The organism is Kribbella sp. DT2 (assembly GCF_049844575.1).
Taxonomy (GTDB): domain Bacteria; phylum Actinomycetota; class Actinomycetes; order Propionibacteriales; family Kribbellaceae; genus Kribbella.
In genome coordinates, this window is record NZ_JBNCLH010000003.1 from 264,863 (window position 1) to 283,069 (window position 18,207).

Genomic DNA, 18,207 nt, shown 5'->3' on the forward strand with positions numbered 1-18,207 from the left:
TCACCGGCGCGTCGTACCGGCTGGGTAACGACGAGGGGCGGAGGCCGGCCGAAGCCGGACCACCGCCCCTACGACGTGGTGCTGGTGCGTCAGGCCTTGCCGAGGATCCGGTTCAGGTTCGTACCGCACTCGGGGCACTTGGCCTTGGCCATGCGCGTGCCCTTGTCGTTGACCTTGACCTCGCCGTCGGCGGTGCGCTTGGCCTTGCACTTGACGCAGTAGAACTCGCCGCTCCAGGTCTCTGCCATGAGGGCCTCTCTCCTTGCTCTGAATACCAGCCGGGGCTTGCAGGCCCCTGGCCGTCGTGGATGCTAACGGCAGACCGTCCTGCCGTAGGCCGTTCGGCCCAGTCGGGATTCACCCTACGGCAGGCTGAGCGTGGCTCAAGCGCACCCATCCGCCAGCGTGCCGCGTGGAAACCCCTTTCCGAGATCCGTCCCGGCACGGAACAGGCTCCCGGGAGTCCGCCTGCGGAACCACTCGGCTTCCCCTCCGAGCGGCCCCGGAGGCGGTCCGGGAGCCTGTTGGACCTGACGCTAGAAGGCCGCCGCCGCGCTGACAAGTCCGCGTTGTCCACCCCTGTGGATAACTCTGTGGGCAAGCTGTGGGGCGCGCCGGGCGGCACTGTGGACGGGCGGGGGAACAAGGTGTGAACAACGCCCGTCCAAGAACCCGCCAACACCCGTCTGACCTGCGAAAACGTCTGTGCACAGGATGTGGACGCAAGAAAGTCGCCGGATTCGGGCGATACCGTTTGCCCTATGGCCGACTCTCCACCGCGCCCGATCCCGCCGTACGTCGACATCCGGCGCAGCAAGCGGCGCAAGCGCACCGTGAGCGCGTACCGCGACGGTGAGCGGGTGGTCGTGCTGATGCCCGACCGGCTCTCCGCGGCGGAGGAGGCGCGCTGGGTCGAGACCATGCTCCAGCGGCTCGAACGTCAGCGCAGCCGGTCCCGCGTGTCGGACGAAAAATTGTTGGCCAGAGCACACGAACTCGCGTGTCGCCACCTTCCCGAAGTGCCCGAACCTGCGTCGGTCCGGTGGGTTTCGAACCAAAACAGACGGTGGGGCTCCTGCACCCCGGCGGACCGATCGATCCGTTTGTCGACCCGTCTGCAGTCGATGCCGGCCTGGGTCGTCGACTACGTGCTCGTGCACGAGCTGGTCCACCTGGTCGAGCCGTCGCACAACGCGGCCTTCTGGAAGCTGGTCCACCGCTTCCCCAAGGCCGAGCGCGCCGAGGGCTACCTGGAGGGCGTCTCGGCCGCCGCCAGCCTCACGCTCGACGAGTTCTGAGCGGCCTCCGTACGGCGTACCGAGGGCTTTTTCGTACGTCGTACGAGTGACTCCCGGCCCGGGGTGGGGTGTGGATTTCCCCAGGGGCAGGGTGGGGCCTGCCCCAGGGGAAGTCGGGGGATACCTGCATGGTGGCGACCCCCTTCCGGACGCGAGGCTGATGGGCATCGGCAGCGTGGCGGAGGGGCTCCGCTGCCAGGGTGCGCTTCAGGGCGCAGAGGGGCAGGGAAGCCAGATGAGTGGCCAGATGACAAGCCGGGCCGAGCGCCGGTCGAGGGGGCCGCTGACGGTCCGGGCGGCGCGCTGGAGCGCCACCCACCCGTGGCGGGCGATCGCGCTGTGGGTCGCCGTGGTGGTCGCGTGCTTCGCACTCGGCAGCATGACCGGGACGAAGGAGTCGACCAACGAGGGTGACATCGGCGAGGTGACCCGGGCCGACGACATCGTGAAGTCCGGCAACTTCGACGACCCGGACGTGGAGAGCGTGCTGATCACGCCGACCTCGGGGTCGCTCGACCAGGCCGAGGCCAACCAGGTCGCGAAGGTCGTGACGGAGCGGATGCGCGCCCTCGGTGGGGTCGCGGACGTCGCCCAGCCGATCCTCGCGCCGACCAAGAACGCCCTGATCGTCCGGGTCGAGCTGAAGGACGGCGACGACGAGGAGCGGGTCCAGCCGCTGCTCGACACGACCGCCAAGGTCCAGCAGGAGCACCCGGGCCTGCGGGTCGAGCAGGTCGGCAACGAGTCGATCGGCAAGGCGCTGAACGAGACGCTCGGCGAGGACTTCAAACGGGCCGAGATGTTCAGCCTGCCGGTCACGCTGGCGATCCTGCTGGTCGCGTTCGGGGCGCTGATCGCCGCGACCGTGCCGCTGCTGCTCGCCCTGTCCGCGGTCGCCGCCGCGATCGGGCTCGCCGCGGCCGCCTCCCAGTTCGTCCCGGCGGTCGACGCGGTGAACAGCGTCATCCTGCTGATCGGCATGGCGGTCGGCGTCGACTACTCCCTGTTCTACCTGCGCCGCGAACGCGAGGAACGCGCCAAGGGCCGCGGTCACGTCGACGCGGTCGAGATCGCCGCGGCGACCTCGGGGCACGCCGTCGTGGTGTCCGGTACGGCGGTGATCATCTCGATGGCCGGCCTGTTCCTGGCCCGGGACGCCGTGTTCTCGTCCTTCGCGGTCGGCTCGATCCTGGTCGTCGCGGTGGCCGTCGCCGGCTCGCTGACCGTGCTGCCGGCGGTGCTCGCCAAGCTCGGCCGCTGGGTGGACCGCCCGCGGATCCCGCTGCTGTGGCGCCTCACGGCGCGCACGTCGGCGCCGCGGTTCTGGCCCGCCGTCCTGAAGCCGGCTCTGAAGCACCCGGTCGCCACGCTGACGGTCGCGGTCGTCGCACTGCTCGCGGTCGCGTCGCCGGCGCTCGGGATGACGCTGAAGTTCCCCGGTACGGAGGACCTGCCACGCGACACCGCGGTGATGCAGGCGTACGACCGGCTGACTGCGGCCTTCCCCAGCACGGGGACGAGCCATCAGGTCGCCATCAAGGCGCCGGCGGATCAGCAGGGCGCCGTACAGGCTGCCCTGACCGACCTGGCCAAGCGGACCGAGGGCGACTCGCTCTACGCCCAGGACGGGTTGGAGAAGCCGCAGGTGTCGGCCGACGGGCGGGTCACGGTGGCCGAGGTTGCGACGCCGTACGAGGGCGGCAGTGAGCAGGCGCGCGACTCGCTGGCCAAGCTGCGCAACGAGCTGATCCCGCAGACGGTCGGCAAGGTGCCGGGGGCCGAGTACGCCGTCGGTGGGTTCGTGGCGGCGGACGTGGACTACGCGGCGCACACGCGGTCGAAGCTGCCGCTGGTGATCGGGTTCGTGCTGCTGCTGACGATGATCGTGATGATGGTGACGTTCCGGTCGGTCGTGGTCGCGGTGACCGCGATCGGGCTCAACCTGCTCAGCGCCGGTGCGGCGTACGGCGTGGTCACGGCCGTCTTTCAGAACACCTGGGCCGAAGGGCTGCTGGACTTCCGGTCGAACGGGGCGGTCGTGTCCTGGCTGCCGCTGTTCCTGTTCGTGGTGCTGTTCGGGCTGTCGATGGATTACCACGTGTTCGTCGTCAGCCGGATCCGCGAGGCGGTGCTGCGCGGGGTGCCCACCAAGCAGGCCGTTGCCGAGGGCATCACCGGTTCGGCCGGCGTCGTGACCAGCGCGGCGGCGGTGATGATCGGGGTGTTCGCGGTCTTCGCGACACTGAGCACGCTGGACATGAAGCAACTCGGCGTCGGCCTGGCGGTCGCGATCCTGATCGACGCGACGATCATCCGCGCGGTCGTCCTGCCGAGCATCATGACCCTGCTCGGCGACGCCAACTGGTGGGCCCCGAAGTGGCTCCGCCACACCCCACCGAAGCACGCGGTGACTCAGGCACCTGAGGAGGAGCGCGAGCTGACTCCGGTCGGCTGACAGTCGGCGACGGGATCTCGGCTGCGAGGCTGGGACCTTGAACACCTAATCGGGACCTCGGACAGCAAATAACGTGTCCGAGGTCCCGGCATGGTGTCCGAGGTCCCGGTTTCAGTCCGTGGGGGACTGGCGGGCTCGGTGGGCGGCGGCCTTCACCCGGCTCTGGCACTGCGGCGAGCAGAACCGCCGCTGCCCGTTGCGCGAGACATCGACGAACACCCGGTCGCACTGCGGCGCCGCACACACCCCCAGTCGCCCGGCCAGATCACTACCGAGGGCCAGCGCCAGCCCCGCCGCACACCCCGCGGCCCACCCGTTCACCAGCCCGTCGTCGGGCCCGTGGAAGTGCAGGCTCCACCCCTTGTCCCGGCGATCGAGCTGCGGCCGCGCATTGGTGTCGAGCAGCAACGCGTTGATCTCGTCGGCCGCCCGATCGAGATCCCCGCCCTGCGCCGCCTCGAACACGATCCGCATCCGCCCCGCCAGTACGGCGAGCCGCCGCGCATCCGCCGCTTTGACGGAGGGCTGCGGATAGCCGATCGCCACCAGCGAATCGGCGACAGCCTCCGCCTCGTCATCCGGCCCGCTGAACGGCAGCCCACCGGACCAGCCCGGCGTCAGCCGGTTCACGTACTCGACCGACGCCGCCAGCACATTCCGCGTGTGACTATCAAAAGACACTTGACCAGTCATGTCGCTCCTTCGTAAGGTCGGTCCCGTGACCGACAATACCGCTTTAGACAGTCATGGCGACGAGATCCCACCCCCCACACATCCGGTGTCGACCTGCGACAACGCCACCCCGACCGAGGACACCGCCGCCACGCCCACCACACGGCCAGCACCGAGCAGCACCGACGCCGCTGGCGCGTCCACCTCACGGCCAGCGCCGAGCAGCACCGGCGCCGCTGGCGTGTCCACCTCACGGCCAGCGCCGAGCAGCACCGGCGCTGTTGGCGTGTCCACCTCACGATCGGCACCGAGCAGCACCGAGGCCGCTGGCGCGTCCACCTCACGATCGGCACCGAGCAGCACCGAGGCCGCTGGAGTGTCCAGCTCGGAGTCGGGGTTGAGCGGTGCCGACGCCGTTGGCGTGTCCGGCTTGGGGTCGGGGTTGAGCGGTGCCGACGCCGTTGGCGCGTCCACCTTGGAGTCGGGGTTGAGCGGTGCCGACGCCGCTGGCATGTCCGGCTTGGGGTCGGGGTTGAGCAGCACTGGCGCCGCCGTCACGCCGACCTCACGGTCGGCGCCGACCTCACGGCCGGCGCCGAGCAGCACAGGTGCAGCTGGCGCGTCCGCCTCGGCGGGTTCCTGGCGTGGGCTCTCTCGGGTTGTCTGGATCCTTGTGCTGGCCCGTGCGGTCAACAAGATCGGCGCGTTCACGCTGCCGTTTCTCGGGGTCGTGCTCACCGTCGAGTTCGGCGCCTCGCTGGCGCAGACCGGGCTGATCCTCGCCGTCTTCGGTGCCGCGACGATCCCGTCCCGCCTGCTCGGCGGCCAGCTCGCCGACCGCCTCGGCCGCCGGCGCACGATCGTGCTCGGTCTGACCGGCTGCGCTGTCGCGCAGCTCTGGATCGCGCTCAGCGACACGCTCTGGTCCGCGGTCCTCGCGGCCGTCCTGCTCGGCCTGGCCTTCGAGATCTACGAACCACCCAGTCAGGCGACGATCGCGGACGTCACCGAGCCGGCCGACCGGCCGACGGCGTACGGGCTGCTGGGAGCGGCGATGGCGGCGGCCGGTGTGCTCGCCGGTCTGCTCGCAGCCGCGGTCAGCCACTTCGACCTCCGCTGGCTGTTCGTCGCCGACGCAATCACCTGCCTGGCCTGCGCCGTCGTCGTCGCCTTCGCCCTCCCGGCCGACAGGCAAGCTCGCGGTCAGGCGACGAACGCTGCCGCGGATCGAGTCCGCGGGCGGCTGCCCAAGGTTGCCGTCTGGCGGGATCGGCGGCTGCTTTTGTTGCTGGGGAGCGGGACGGTGTTTGCCACGATCTACATGCAGCTGATCATCGGCATTCCGCTCACGCTGCTCGACCAGGGGCTGCCGGAGTCGGGCACCGGCTTCATCCTCGCTGTCTCCGCGGTCACGCTGATTCTCGCCCAGCGCCTGCTGCGGGTGCAGCAGCTCGACGACTTTCGCTCGATCGCCGTCGGCTACGTGCTGCTCGCCGCAGGTCTGGTCGTCACCGCGTTCGCGCACAGCCTCGCCGTCTTCCTGGTCGCCACAGTGCTGTGGAGCCTCGGCGATCTGTTCCTGCTGACCCGCTACCTCACGCAAGCCTCCGGCCTCGCGCCTGACCATGCGCGCGGCCGCTACCTGGCTGTCTTCGGCCTCAGCTGGGGCATCGCGACGACCATCGCGCCACTCACCGCCACCCAGCTCCTGAAGGCCGCCGGCCCCGAAGGCCTCTGGCTCACCAGCGCCGCGACAGCCGCCGTACTGGCGAGCCTCCAGCCGTGGTTCAGGAAGCAGCTGGCTCCAGCCGGACCATGAGGCCCTTGGCGACGCACCCGTGGTTCAGGAAGCAGCTGGCCGGCCGCTCGGTGAGTCCGTTGGTGGCGGAAGTGTGGGCTGGAGCGACAGGCCCTCCCCGCTTTGTGCACCCACCAGCCGTTCGAACGCGGGGTTATCTGGCTGCGTGGTGCACAAAGTCGGTGGTGCGGAGGGGGAGGCGGCTGGCTCCAGTCGGCCGGAGCCTTGGCGACGCAGCAGTGGTTCAGGAAGCAGCTGACTCCAACCGCACCGTGAGGCCCTTTGCCACCGGAGTGTTGCTGCCCTTGGCCAGATCATCGGCGGACATCAGCACGTTGGTCTCCGGGTAGTACGCCGCCACGCACCCGCGAGCCGTCGGATAGGAGACCAACCGGAAGCCAGAAGCCCGCCTTTCCACCCCCGCGAACTCGCTCACGATGTCGACGTACTGCCCGTCCTCCAGCCCGAGATCAGCCAGGTCCGACGGGTTCACGAACACCACCTCGCGCGTCCCGTGCACCCCGCGGTAGCGATCCTCCAGCCCGTAGATCGTCGTGTTGAACTGGTCGTGGCTGCGCATCGTCTGCAGCAGCAGGCGTCCCGCGTCGGTCGGCAGCCAGGTCAGGTCGTTCGCGCTGAACTGCGCCCGCGCGTCCGACGTCTTGAACTCGCGGTTGTCCCGCGCCGCGTGTGCGAGCAGGAAGCCGCCCTCGTTCGCCCGGAGCCGGTCCTCGAAGTTCTCGTACCCGTCGCAGACCCGGCCGATCCGTTGCCGGATCAGGCTGTAGTCCTTGGCGAAGTCGGCCCATGGGATCTCCCCGACGTCCGGCACGAGCAGCTCGCCGAGCGCGCAGACGATGCCGACCTCGGACAGCAGGTCGGGGCTCGGCGGGTGCAGGTTCCCGGTGGACAGGTGTACGGCGCCCTGCGAGTCCTCGACCGTCACCGACTGCGGACCGAGCGCGGTCCGGTCGTAGTCTGTTCGGCCCAGCGTCGGCAGGATCAGCGCTTCCTTGCCGGTCACCGTGTGGGACCGGTTCAGCTTCGTCGACACGTGCACAGTCAGATCGCACTCACGCAACCCACCATGTACGACCTCGGTGTCCGGCGTGGCCATCGCGAAGTTGCCACCCATCGCGAGGAACACCCGTACGTCGTTCTCGCGCAGCCGCTTGACCGTGGCTGCCGCGTCGACGCCGTGCTCGCGCGGCGAGGTGAACGCGAACTCGGCGTCCAGCTTGTCGTGGAACGTGGCCGGCATCTGCTCCCAGATGCCCATGCTGCGGTCGCCCTGCACGTTGGAGTGGCCGCGGACCGGGCACGGCCCGGCGCCCGGCTTGCCGATGTTGCCCTGCAGGAGCAGCACGTTGACGATCTCGGTGATCGTCGCGACCGCCTCGCGGTGCTGGGTCAGGCCCATCGCCCAGCAGATCACGGTCGCCTTCGACTTCAGGAACCGCTGGGTGAACTCCTCGATCTCGGCCCGCGTCAGCCCGGTCGCCTGCTCGACGGCCGGCCAGTCGAGCTCGGCGTTGTGCTTGGAGTAGAGCTCGTACCCGCTGGTGTGCGACTCGATGAACGCCTTGTCCAGCACGGTTCCCGGCGCGGCCGCCTCGGCCTCGGCCTCGAGCAACAAGTGGCCGACGGCAAGGAACAGCGCCTGGTCGCCACCGATCCGGATCTGCAGGTGCTGGTCGGCCAGCGCGGTGCCCTTGCCGACCCAGCCGGACGGGCGCTGCGGGTTCTTGAAGTTCATCAGGCCCGGCTCGGGCAGCGGGTTCACCGAGACGATGTCGGCGCCGTGCTTCTTGGCGATCTCGAGGTGGCTCAGCATCCGGGGCGCGTTGGTGCCCGGGTTCTGGCCGACCACGACGATCAGCTCGGACTCCTCGAGCATCTCCAGCGTGACCGCGCCCTTGCCGCTGCCGATCACGCGGGTGAGCGCCGTACCGGAGGACTCGTGGCACATGTTCGAGCAGTCGGGCAGGTTGTTCGTCCCGTACGCGCGGACCAGCAGCTGGTAGAGGAACGCGGCCTCGTTGCTGGTCCGGCCCGAGGTGTAGAAGACGGCGTCGTCGGGGTCGTCCAGCGCCTTCAGGTGGCGGGCGACGACGTGCATGGCCTCGTCCCAGCCGACCGGCTCGTAGTGGTCGGCGCCGGCGCGCAGCAGCATCGGCTCGGTGATCCGCCCGAGCTTGCCGAGCTCGAACTCCGAGATCCGGTTCAGGTCGTCGATCGAGTGCTCGGCGAAGAAGGCCCGCGGGATCTTCTTGCGGGTCGCCTCCCAGGCCACCGCCTTGGCGCCGTTCTCGCAGAACTCGGCCGCGTGCTTGCGTTTGTGGTCGGGATCGGGCCAGGCGCAGGACGGGCAGTCGAAGCCGCCGTCCTGGTTCATCTTGAGGAACACCTTGCCGGTCCGGGCCGGCCCCATCTCGCGGAACCCGAACTTGAACGACGAGAGCACGGCCGGGACGCCGGCCGCCTTCTTCTTCGGCTGTTCGATGTCGACCATGGTTCAACCATAAATCGTCCTATGAAGACAGGCCTTGTTGATAGGCGTCGCTGTAGTTGCGGTCCGGTGACGACCGATAGCGGACACAAGCCTCGACAGGCCCACGGGAACCGCCCTACCGTGCTGAGGAAAGCGTTTGCCGCCGCCACTCCGCCCGAGGGAACCGCTCATGCTTTCCACAGCCGCCGCCCTGCTCACCTCACTCGCACTGGTGCTGTCGCCGACCCAGGTCAGTGCTGCATCTCACTCCCACCCCCAGCTGGAGCGCCTCGACCGGGGCCTCGTCGCCACGACCACCAGCGAGGGCGTCTTCCTCAGCTGGCGCCTGCTCGGCCCGGAGGCGACCGGCCACTCCGACCACGGCCTCACCGGCACCGACTTCGCCGTCTACCGCGACGGCCGCCGGATCGCGAAGGTCGCCGACAGCACCAACTACGTCGACCCCACCGGCCAGCAGACCTCCCGCTACCAGGTCGTCTCGCTGGTCAAGGGCCGCGAACGCGACCGCGGCCGCGCCGTCACGCCGTGGGCCAACGGGTACACGGACCTGCCACTGCGCAAGCCCGCCGACGGCGTCACTCCGGTCGGCGAGACCTACACCTACTCCGCCGGTGACATGAGCGTCGGCGACGTGGACGGCGACGGCCAGTACGAGTACGTCGTGGTCTGGAACCCGTCGAACGCCAAGGACGTGTCGCAGGTCGGCTACACCGGCAACGTGTACGTCGACACGTACGAGACCGACGGCACCCTGCTGCACCGGCTGGACCTGGGCGTGAACATCCGGGCCGGCGCCCACTACACCCAGGTGCTCGTCTACGACTTCGACGGCGACGGCCGCTCGGAGACGATGCTCAAGACAGCGCCCGGGACCAAGACGACGACGTACGACCGCTCCGGCCGGGTCAAGTCCCAGCGCTACATCACCATGCCCGCGGCAGATCGCCGGGCGGGCTACAGCAACCAGGACGACTACCGGGTCAGCAAGGCCGACTACTACGACCACCTGGTCGACCTGTTCCGCCAGTGGAAGCAGCAGCCCGAGGTGAAGAGCGGCCAGTGGCCCGCCACGCTGGAGGCGGCCTTCGGCATCCCCGACAAGTACAGCTACCCGCTGAACAGTGCTGACGCCCAAGCCCTCGTCGACTACTTCATGGACGTCTACGCACCCGCCCGCAGCACCAGGAACCAGCTGCGCGCCTTCGAGGGCTTCATCCTCAGCGGACCCGAGTACCTGAGCGTCTTCCGCGGCTCCGACGGCAAGGAGCTCCAGACCATCCGGTACGAGCCCGGCCGCTCCGACGACGGACTCCGCTGGGGCGACTACGCCATGGCGCGCATCGAGCCCGGCAACCGCGTCGACCGCTTCCTGGCCGGTGTGGCCTACCTGGACGGCAAGCACCCGTCAGCAGTCTTCGCCCGCGGCTACTACACCCGTACGACGCTCGCCACGTACGGCTGGAACGGCCACCGCATCACCAAGGGCTGGGCGATCGACAGCGGCTGGACGCCGATGACCAACCCGTTCAACGACAGCCCGCACGGCCGCGACGGCACCGACCCGACGTACGGGTCGATCACCACGCAGGGGTTCCACTCGATGAGTGCGGCCGACGTGGACGACGACGGCCGGCAGGAGATCGTCTACGGCTCCGCGACCATCGATGACGACGGCCGCGTGCTCTACAGCTCGAAGGACGTGCTGCCACCGGGCAGTGCGGCTCCTGGCGAGCTGGCGAGGCTCGGGCACGGCGACGCGATGCACGTGACCGACATCGACCCGCAGCGGCCGGGCAAGGAGATCTTCACCGTGCACGAGGGCGCCACCTCCGCGCCGTACGGGTATGCCCTGCGGGACGCTCGGACCGGTGAGGTGCTCTACGGCGAGTACTCCGGTCGCGACACCGGCCGCGGCATGGTCGGCGACATCCTGCCCGACCAACCGGGGCTGGAGACCTGGGCGACGCGGCTGCGCACGGCCGACGGCGACGCACTCGGCACTGCGATGCCCGGCACCAACCAGAGCATCCGCTGGGCCGCTGACATGACCACCCAGATCGTGAACGGCACCACTCCGACGATCGAGGACTGGCAGCGTGGCACGCTGCTCACCGCGGAGGGGACGCAGACCAACAACGGCACCAAGGGCAACCCGTCCCTGGTCGCGGACATCTTCGGTGACTGGCGGGAGGAGCTGCTGGTCCGTACGGCGGACAGCAGCGCCATCCGGATCTACCTGAGCACCGAGCGGACGGACCGGAAGCTCTACACGCTCATGCACGACCCGCAGTACCGGGTCGAGGTGGCACGGCAGCAGACGGCATACAACCAGCCGGCGTACCCGCGCTTCTACCTGGGCTCCGACATCGACTGGAGCAAGGTGCCGCTGGTGAGGTGACACCACATGGCTGGCGGCGCAGGTGTGTGCCGCCAGCCCATGGCTGCAAGGCAATCGGCTTCCTAAAGTCTCCGCATGACCACACCACGTCGTGCCCTAGTCACCGGCGCCGCGTCCGGGATCGGCGCTGCCTGCGCCCGCCGGCTCGCCGCTGAGGGCCTGCGGGTCGTGGCGGTCGACCACGATGCCGACGGGCTGCAGGCGGTGGCCGGCGACGGCATCGACGCCGTACAGGCTGACCTGGCGGACCTGGACCGGCTGCAGGACCTGCCGACCGACGTGGACGTGCTGGTGAACAACGCGGGCGTCCAGCTGGTCGCTCCGGTCGAGCAGTTCCCGCCGGAGCGGTTCGGCTACATCCTGCGGCTCATGCTCGAGTCGCCGTTCCGCCTGATCCGGCAGAGCCTCCCGCACATGTACGGCGCCGGCTGGGGCCGGGTGGTCAACATCAGCTCGGTGCACGGCCTGCGGGCCAGTCCGTTCAAGGCGGCGTACGTCGCGGCCAAGCACGGGCTGGAAGGCCTCAGCAAGGTCGTCGCGCTGGAGGGCGCCGCGCACGGCGTCACCAGCAACTGCGTGAACCCGGCGTACGTGAGGACGCCGCTGGTCACTGCCCAGCTCGCCGACCAGGCCGCTGTCCACGGCCTGACCGAGGCGGAGGTGCTGGACAAGATCCTGCTCGAACCGGTCGCGGTGAAGCGGCTGATCGAGCCGGACGAGGTCGCCGAGGTGGTCGCGCTGCTCTGCGGCCCGTCGTCGGCCTCACTCACGGGGAGCTCGTTCGTCCTCGACGGCGGCTGGACCGCCCACTAAGGAGCCTGCATGTCCACGTCCACAGAACCGGTCCGCGAGCGGACCCCGATCGCCCGCGTGGTCGGCGCCAGCCTGGTCGGCACCACCGTCGAGTGGTACGACTTCTTCCTGTACGGCGTCGCCGCGTCCGTGGTCTTCGGCGACCTGTTCTTCCCCAAGGGCGAGGAGCTCACCGGCACCCTGCTCAGCTTCGCCACCTTCGCGGTCGGCTTCTTCGCCCGGCCGATCGGCGGGGTCGTGTTCGGCCACTTCGGCGACCGGATCGGCCGCAAGAACCTGCTGGTGCTGTCGCTGCTGATGATGGGCGTGGCCACCTTCGCGATCGGCCTGCTGCCGACGTATGCGCAGGTTGGCGCGCTGGCCCCGATCCTGCTGACCGTGCTGCGGCTGATCCAGGGCTTCGCGCTCGGAGGTGAGTGGGGCGGCGCCGTCCTGATCGTGTCGGAGCACGGCGACCCGGCCCGGCGTGGCTTCTGGGCGTCGTGGCCGCAGGCGGGTGCGCCGGCCGGGCAGCTGATCGCGAACGGCGTACTGGCAGGGCTCGCGGCCTTCCAGAGCGACGCGGCGTTCAACTCGTGGGGCTGGCGGATCCCGTTCCTGCTGTCCGCCGTACTGGTCCTGGTCGGGTTGTGGGTGCGGCTGCGGATCGAGGAGTCGCCGTTGTTCCAGCAGGCCAGGGCCAAGCAGGAGCCGAGCGAGAAGATCCCGTTCGTCGAGGTGATCACCAAGTACCCGCGGGAGATCCTGACCGCGATGGGCGCCCGGATGGCCGAGAACGTCAGCTACTACATCTTCACGATCGTGATCGCGACGTACGCCAAGGACCATCTCGGCCTCGGCAAGTCGTTCGCACTGAACGCCGTACTGATCGCGGCCGCGATCCACTTCTGCGCGATCCCGCTGTGGGGTGCGCTGTCGGACCGGGTCGGCCGCAAGCCGGTGTACCTGTTCGGCGCGGCCGGGGTGGGGATCTGGGGGTTCGTGTTCATCGCCTTCGTGGACACGAAGAACTTCGCGCTGGCGACCTTGGCGGTGACCGTCGGGCTGGTGCTGCACGGCGCAATGTACGGGCCGCAGGCGTCGTTCTTCACCGAGCTGTTCGGGACGCGGGTCCGGTACTCCGGGGTCTCGGTCGGTTACCAGCTGGCCTCGATCGTCGCCGGCGGCCTGGCACCGTTCATCGCGGTGGCGCTGCTGAAGGCGTACGACTCGGGCTACGCGATCTCGGTCTACGTGGCAGTGTGTTCGGTGATCTCGCTGATCGCCGTCGTCAGCTACGGCGAGACCAGCAAGCGCGACCTCGCACAGGTCTGAGACAGGAGGGCCATGGACGCCGGCCGGAAGCGTGAAGCCGAGCTCACCGCTCTGGTCGACATCGCTCTCGAGCTGGCGTCGGCCCGTGACCCCGGCCGGGTCCTGAACACGATCGTGCATCGCGCCCGCACCCTGATCGGCACGGACGTCGCCTACCTGACCTTGTACGACGCCGCCCGCGGCGACACCTACATGCGAGCCACCGACGGCTCGGTCTCGGCGGCGTTCCAGCAGCTCCGCCTCCCGCTGGGCGCGGGACTCGGCGGCCTGGTCGCCAAGACCCACAAGCCGTACTGGACCACCGACTACCCCAGCGACCACCGGTTCCGGCACACCAGCCCGATCGACGACGCTGTCGGCGAGGAGGGCCTGGTGGCGATCCTCGGGACACCGCTGATCGTCGACGGCGCCTTCGTCGGTGTGCTGTTCGCCTCCAACCGGACAGCGCGGCCCTTCAGCCCGGCAGAGGTCTCACTGCTCGGCTCGCTGGCCGCACTGGCTGCGGTGACCATCGTGCAGGTCCGGGCGGCTGCGGAGACCGCTGCGGCGCTGGAGCAGGTGTCGGAAGCCCATGCCGGGGTGGAGCATGCTGCAGCAGCGCATGACCGGTTCGCTGACATCGTGCTCTCCGGTGGCGACGTCGACGCGATCGCTGCCGCACTGGCTGAGCTGCTGGACGTGTGGGTCGTGCTGTTCGATGCACTGGGCAACGAGCTCGCTGCGTCGGGCCAGGTCGACAGATCCCTTGCTGTCAGGGCGGTCGCGGCGTCGGACTCGGGTCGGCTGGTCCGCAGCGGATCGGGCTGGATGGTGGCGGTGACGGCCAAGGGAGAGCGACTCGGTGCGCTGGTGATCGGGGGAGTGGCCTCGCTGTCCGCAGCGGACCAGCGGATCGTCGAGCGGGCTGCCGTCGTCACGGCTCTGGTGCTGCTGTTCCGGCGGCAGGCGGCCGAACAGTCGCAGCGCGCGCAGGCCGACATCCTGGCCGACGCCCTGAGCGGCGCCGCCGATCCGCGTGCATTGGCCGACCGGCTCCGCCTGATCGACCCCGCTCGGCAGCTGCCGACGCAACTGGTCGTCGCGCTGTGCCGCGGCGACCACACCGGCGTACTGGCTCGACTGTCGGCGCCGCTGCAGGAGCGCCTCGTACTGGTCGGCCCGTACGCCGGTGACCTGGTCCTCCTGCTCGCCCTGCCGGACACGGTGGCCGCTGCCAAGGCCTTGACCGACGTAGCGCGCCGCTGCGACCTGACCGTCGCCGTCACCGGCCCAGCGCGCTGGGGCCAGTCACTGGTCGACGCGTACCAGCAGGCGACCCGCCTGGCCCTGACCATGCTTCGCCTCGGCAAGTCCGGCCACGCGGCCACACCGGACGACCTGGGCGTCGCCGGTCTGGTCGGAGCCGCCACTGTCGACGTCAAGGCCCACGTCGCCCACGTGCTCGGGCCGGTCACGGCGTACGACTCCCAGCGAGGCACCGACCTGGTCGGCACGCTCGAGGCCTACTTCGCCGCCGGCCAGAGCCCGACCCGAGCAGCCACCGCCCTGCACATCCACCCCAACACGGTCCAGCAACGGCTCGATCGCATCACCGCACTGCTCGGCGACGGCTGGCAGGAGCCGGAGCGCGCGCTCGACGTACAGGTGGCACTGCGTTTGCTGCGGACACTGCACGGCTAGGCTCAGCCGGTGATCGACCGACGAGTAGTAGTGCTGGCAGTACCGGCGGTCGGCACGTGGGCTCCGCCCGGCCGCGAGCCCGAGGCCTGGCGACTGGCGCTGGCCGAGGACACGTACGAGGTGCTGGCCGCGCTGGACCTGGTCGAGGTGGCTGTTGCTGTTGTCGGGGGAGACGACGCCGGGCTTGCCGAGATCGCCGCACTCACCTGGCCCGGCACCGCCGTGTACGCCGCGGAGTCGGTGCTGGACGCTGTCGACAAGGCCGGTCCGGCCGCGGCGACCGTTGCGGTCAGCCACGACGTACCGGATCTGCCCGGGCTCCTGGTTGGCAAGCTCTTCCGCGCCCTGTCATCGGCAGACGTCGCTGTGACCCCCGCCGAGGACGGGACCCTCTGCGCGATCGGCGTGAAGCTCCCCGTCGCGCCCTGGGTCACCGCGGCCGATCCGGTCTTCGACACCCCGCTGGGCACGCTCGAACACCTCAAGCCACGCCGCCACGCCGTGGCCCTCGGCCCGGGCTGGCACCGCCTCCGCTCGAACGCGGACCTGGCCCGCCTCGACCCGGGCCTCGAAGGCTGGGACGCCACCCGCGCGCTTCTCCGCGGAAAGTAACTACCTGACCCGTCACCTTCCGGAGGCTGGCTCGTTTCACAGGACAGCGGGGACATGGGGGTGTCCACCAGGGCTGTTCGCCGCAACCGGGATCAGCCCGTCGGTGCCGTTCAGGGGCGGTGAAACCGGCGGGTCCCGGCGAAGGGGGGAGCGGCGAATCCCGGACAGACGTGTGCGGGCCGGATCACAGGGACCGGCCCGCACACCCCTCAGAGTCTTCCGACCAGCTCCGCGACGGAGTGGTCGAGATCGGCCGGCAGCGCCGCGACGTCGAACCACGCGAGGTCGTGCGACTCCTCGCTGACCACGTAGTCCGTCCCGGCCGTCGCCGTCACCAGGTACTGCACGTCCAGGTGGTACGCACCGCTACAGCCACCGGCCTCGAGCAGATGCCGTGACAGTTGCAGCGGCTCGGCGCTGATCTTCAGGTCGGACAGGCCGGACTCCTCGGTCGCCTCCCGCAGCGCCGCGCCGGCCAGCGTGGTGTCACCGGGCTCGCAGTGACCGCCCAGCTGCAGCCACCGGCCGACCAGGCGGTGCAGGGTGAGCAGCACCCGGCCCTGGCTGGCGTCCACAACCAGTGCTGACGCTGTGAGGTGCTCGGGCCGGCTGCTGCGCCACATGCCGTCTGCGTGGTCGGTCAGGTAGCGCAGGTAGTGCTCCCGGAGCGCGGCCTGTTCCGCGTCCGGGGGAGTCCAGCGAGTCAGTACGTCAGTGGCGTCCTCGTGCAGCGTCACTGGTCCTTCGGGCCCTCGTCCTTCGACTCGCCGTCGTCCTTCGAGTCGCTGTCCTTGTCGGCCTGGTCCAGGAAGTCCGAGATGTCCGAGTCGGACAGCTCGGAGGCGCTGGTCTGCTGGGCGAAGCCGATCGGGTCGTCCAGGTCCGCCGTGGTCGGCAGGAGGTCCGGGTGTGACCACAGCTCGTCCCGACCGTCCGCTCCGCGCGCATCCCGTACGGCGGCCCACAGGTTCGCCGCGTCCCGCAGCCGGCGAGGCCGCAACTGCAGCCCGACCAGCGTGGCGAACGTCTGCTCAGCGGGGCCACCGGCCGCGCGGCGACGCCGTACGGTCTCTGCCAGCTGTACGGCGGCAGGCATCCGGTCCTTGGTGGCTTCCCGGACGACGTCGTCGACCCAGCCCTCGACCAGCGCGAGCGCCGTCTCCAGCCGGACCAGCGCCGCCTTCTGCTGCTCGGAGTCCTCGGGCTCGAACAGCCCACCGGCCAGCGCCGACTGCAGGGCCTCCGGGTTCTGCATGTCGACCTCGGACATCGCGGACTCGATCTTGCCGGTGTCCACCTGGATCCCGGCCGCGTAGTCGGCAACGTGCGAGAACAGGTGCTGCCGCAGCCACGGCGCACCGGCGAACAGCCGCTGGTGCGCGCACTCGCGCAGCGCCAGGTAGAGCCGGACGTCCTCGTCGGTCACACCGAGGCCCTCGGAGAACTTGGCCACGTTGTCCGGCAGCAGGATCGCCTGCCCGGCCGGTCCCAGCGGCAGGCCGATGTCGGACGAGCTGACGACCTCGCCGGCCAGCTCACCCAGCGCCTGGCCGACCTGCGCGCCGAAGACGGAGCCGCCGAGCTGGCGGAGCATGCCCGCCATCGGCCCGGCCAGCTGCTGGGCCTCGGCCGGCAGCGCCGTACCCATCGCGCCGGCGACGTGCTCGGCGACCGGATCGACCACGGTCTGCCAGGTGGGCAGCGTGTTCTCCACCCACTCCGCGCGGCTCCAGGCCGCGGACGTGGTTGAGGCCTCAGGCAACGTGGTCGCCGGGTCCAGCCAGTGCTCGGCCAGGCGCACGGCGTCGGCGACCCGGTCGTTGTCGTTCGCGGTGACCGAGCGGTCGCCGTTGGCCGCGACGGTCTTGCGGGCGATGTCCTTGGCAAGGTCCCAGTTCACCGGCTTGCCGTCGGTCGAGCCGCTGAGCAGCTGCTGGACCTGGGCGAAGATGGCGTTCAGGTCTGGGGTGCCGCCCTGGCCGGCCGCACCGGAGAACTGCTGGAACATGGCCTCGAACGGAGTTCCCTTGAAGGGGTTGTCCGGTTCGTCGCTCATCTCGGTGGCCTTCCTGTGCTGACGGGGCGTACGACTCCAACGTACCGGTGGCGGGTTACCGTTCCTCCAGAGGCGAACGCATTTGCCTGTACGCCGTGCGCAGACGCGGGGCTGGGATACTGTGTGCGATCACGGTAGGAGACGAGGAAGGTCATGAGCGACGCGATCAGGCTGCTGGACATCCGCGCCACCGCGCTGTCGAGCGACGAGGTCCTGGCCGCGGTGGCCGACCCGGCCGCCGGCGGGACCGCGCTGTTCATCGGCACGGTGCGCAACCACGACGACGCACGCCCGGTCGACCAGTTGACCTACGAAGCCCATCCCGAGGCCCTCGACCACCTGCGCAAGGTGGCGCTGCGGATCTGCGAGGACCCGGCCGTGACCGCGCTCGCGGCGGTGCACCGGACCGGCCCGCTGGTGATCGGCGACGCCGCCGTGATCGTCGCCGTGGCCGCCGCGCACCGCGACGTCGCGTTCGCCGCCTGCCGCCGGCTGATCGACGACCTCAAGGCGGAGGTCCCGATTTGGAAACACCAGCACTTCACCGACGGTGCGAGCGAGTGGGTCGGCGCCTGCTGACCCGTACGCTGGGGCGTATG

The 18,207-nt window shown here is 70.0% G+C and carries 15 protein-coding genes; 9 read left to right on the forward strand and 6 right to left on the reverse strand.

The annotated features are described in order from the left end of the window. Positions 1-89 precede the first annotated feature (89 nt). Positions 90-248 carry a DUF5679 domain-containing protein gene (locus tag ACLQ2O_RS14695; RefSeq protein WP_012922897.1) on the reverse strand — a complete coding sequence of 53 codons (159 nt, stop codon included), beginning with the start codon at positions 246-248 and terminating at the stop codon, positions 90-92. A gap of 513 nt (positions 249-761) precedes the next feature. Here ACLQ2O_RS14695 and ACLQ2O_RS14700 point away from each other — a divergent pair. After that, entirely contained in the window at positions 762-1,298 is a 537-nt protein-coding gene (locus ACLQ2O_RS14700; protein WP_425831423.1) for a YgjP-like metallopeptidase domain-containing protein, read from the forward strand. A 235-nt stretch (positions 1,299-1,533) separates the two neighbouring features. Then, on the forward strand, positions 1,534-3,753 hold the full coding sequence (locus tag ACLQ2O_RS14705; RefSeq protein ID WP_425831425.1) for an MMPL family transporter: 2,220 nt from the start codon (positions 1,534-1,536) through the stop codon (positions 3,751-3,753). Positions 3,754-3,864: 111 nt separating this feature from the next. On the opposite strand, the gene ACLQ2O_RS14710 is transcribed toward ACLQ2O_RS14705, so the two are convergent. Together ACLQ2O_RS14710 and ACLQ2O_RS14715 are read right to left on the reverse strand one after the other, a co-directional pair. Then, the gene (locus tag ACLQ2O_RS14710) at positions 3,865-4,446 is read right to left on the reverse strand and encodes a CGNR zinc finger domain-containing protein (RefSeq protein ID WP_425831427.1); all 582 of its coding nucleotides are present in this window, start codon (positions 4,444-4,446) and stop codon (positions 3,865-3,867) included. A 51-nt stretch (positions 4,447-4,497) separates the two neighbouring features. After that, on the reverse strand, positions 4,498-5,031 hold the full coding sequence (locus ACLQ2O_RS14715; RefSeq protein ID WP_425832644.1) for a hypothetical protein: 534 nt from the start codon (positions 5,029-5,031) through the stop codon (positions 4,498-4,500). Between the two features lie 61 nt (positions 5,032-5,092). Between ACLQ2O_RS14715 and ACLQ2O_RS14720 the strand changes: the two genes are divergently transcribed. Then, positions 5,093-6,244: an MFS transporter gene (locus ACLQ2O_RS14720; RefSeq protein WP_425832610.1), complete on the forward strand. Its 1,152-nt coding sequence runs from the start codon at positions 5,093-5,095 to the stop codon at positions 6,242-6,244. Between the two features lie 223 nt (positions 6,245-6,467). Here ACLQ2O_RS14720 and ACLQ2O_RS14725 read toward each other — a convergent pair whose 3' ends face one another. After that, complete coding sequence (locus ACLQ2O_RS14725) at positions 6,468-8,735, reverse strand: FdhF/YdeP family oxidoreductase (protein ID WP_425831429.1); 2,268 nt, start codon at positions 8,733-8,735, stop codon at positions 6,468-6,470. Positions 8,736-8,904: 169 nt separating this feature from the next. Between ACLQ2O_RS14725 and ACLQ2O_RS14730 the strand changes: the two genes are divergently transcribed. The 5 genes from ACLQ2O_RS14730 (at position 8,905) to ACLQ2O_RS14750 (ending at position 15,552) form a co-directional block, all read left to right on the forward strand. After that, complete coding sequence (locus ACLQ2O_RS14730) at positions 8,905-11,133, forward strand: rhamnogalacturonan lyase (RefSeq protein WP_425831431.1); 2,229 nt, start codon at positions 8,905-8,907, stop codon at positions 11,131-11,133. Between the two features lie 75 nt (positions 11,134-11,208). After that, entirely contained in the window at positions 11,209-11,946 is a 738-nt protein-coding gene (locus ACLQ2O_RS14735; RefSeq protein ID WP_425831433.1) for an SDR family NAD(P)-dependent oxidoreductase, read from the forward strand. A 9-nt stretch (positions 11,947-11,955) separates the two neighbouring features. Next, positions 11,956-13,260, forward strand: coding sequence for an MFS transporter (locus tag ACLQ2O_RS14740; protein WP_425831435.1), 1,305 nt, complete (start codon positions 11,956-11,958; stop codon positions 13,258-13,260). Positions 13,261-13,272: 12 nt separating this feature from the next. Beyond that, positions 13,273-14,940, forward strand: coding sequence for a helix-turn-helix domain-containing protein (locus tag ACLQ2O_RS14745; RefSeq protein WP_425831437.1), 1,668 nt, complete (start codon positions 13,273-13,275; stop codon positions 14,938-14,940). 9 nt (positions 14,941-14,949) lie between these two features. Beyond that, positions 14,950-15,552 carry a hypothetical protein gene (locus ACLQ2O_RS14750; protein WP_425831439.1) on the forward strand — a complete coding sequence of 201 codons (603 nt, stop codon included), beginning with the start codon at positions 14,950-14,952 and terminating at the stop codon, positions 15,550-15,552. A 209-nt stretch (positions 15,553-15,761) separates the two neighbouring features. On the opposite strand, the gene ACLQ2O_RS14755 is transcribed toward ACLQ2O_RS14750, so the two are convergent. Beyond that, positions 15,762-16,289 (reverse strand): NUDIX hydrolase, encoded by a 528-nt coding sequence (locus tag ACLQ2O_RS14755; RefSeq protein ID WP_425831441.1) that lies wholly within the window; start codon positions 16,287-16,289, stop codon positions 15,762-15,764. Then, positions 16,286-17,608 (reverse strand): zinc-dependent metalloprotease, encoded by a 1,323-nt coding sequence (locus tag ACLQ2O_RS14760; RefSeq protein ID WP_425831443.1) that lies wholly within the window; start codon positions 17,606-17,608, stop codon positions 16,286-16,288. Before ACLQ2O_RS14760 ends, ACLQ2O_RS14755 begins: the two co-directional genes overlap by 4 nt. A gap of 153 nt (positions 17,609-17,761) precedes the next feature. Here ACLQ2O_RS14760 and ACLQ2O_RS14765 point away from each other — a divergent pair, with 153 nt between their 5' ends. Then, entirely contained in the window at positions 17,762-18,187 is a 426-nt protein-coding gene (locus tag ACLQ2O_RS14765) for a molybdenum cofactor biosynthesis protein MoaE (RefSeq protein WP_425831445.1), read from the forward strand. Positions 18,188-18,207: the final 20 nt, after the last annotated feature.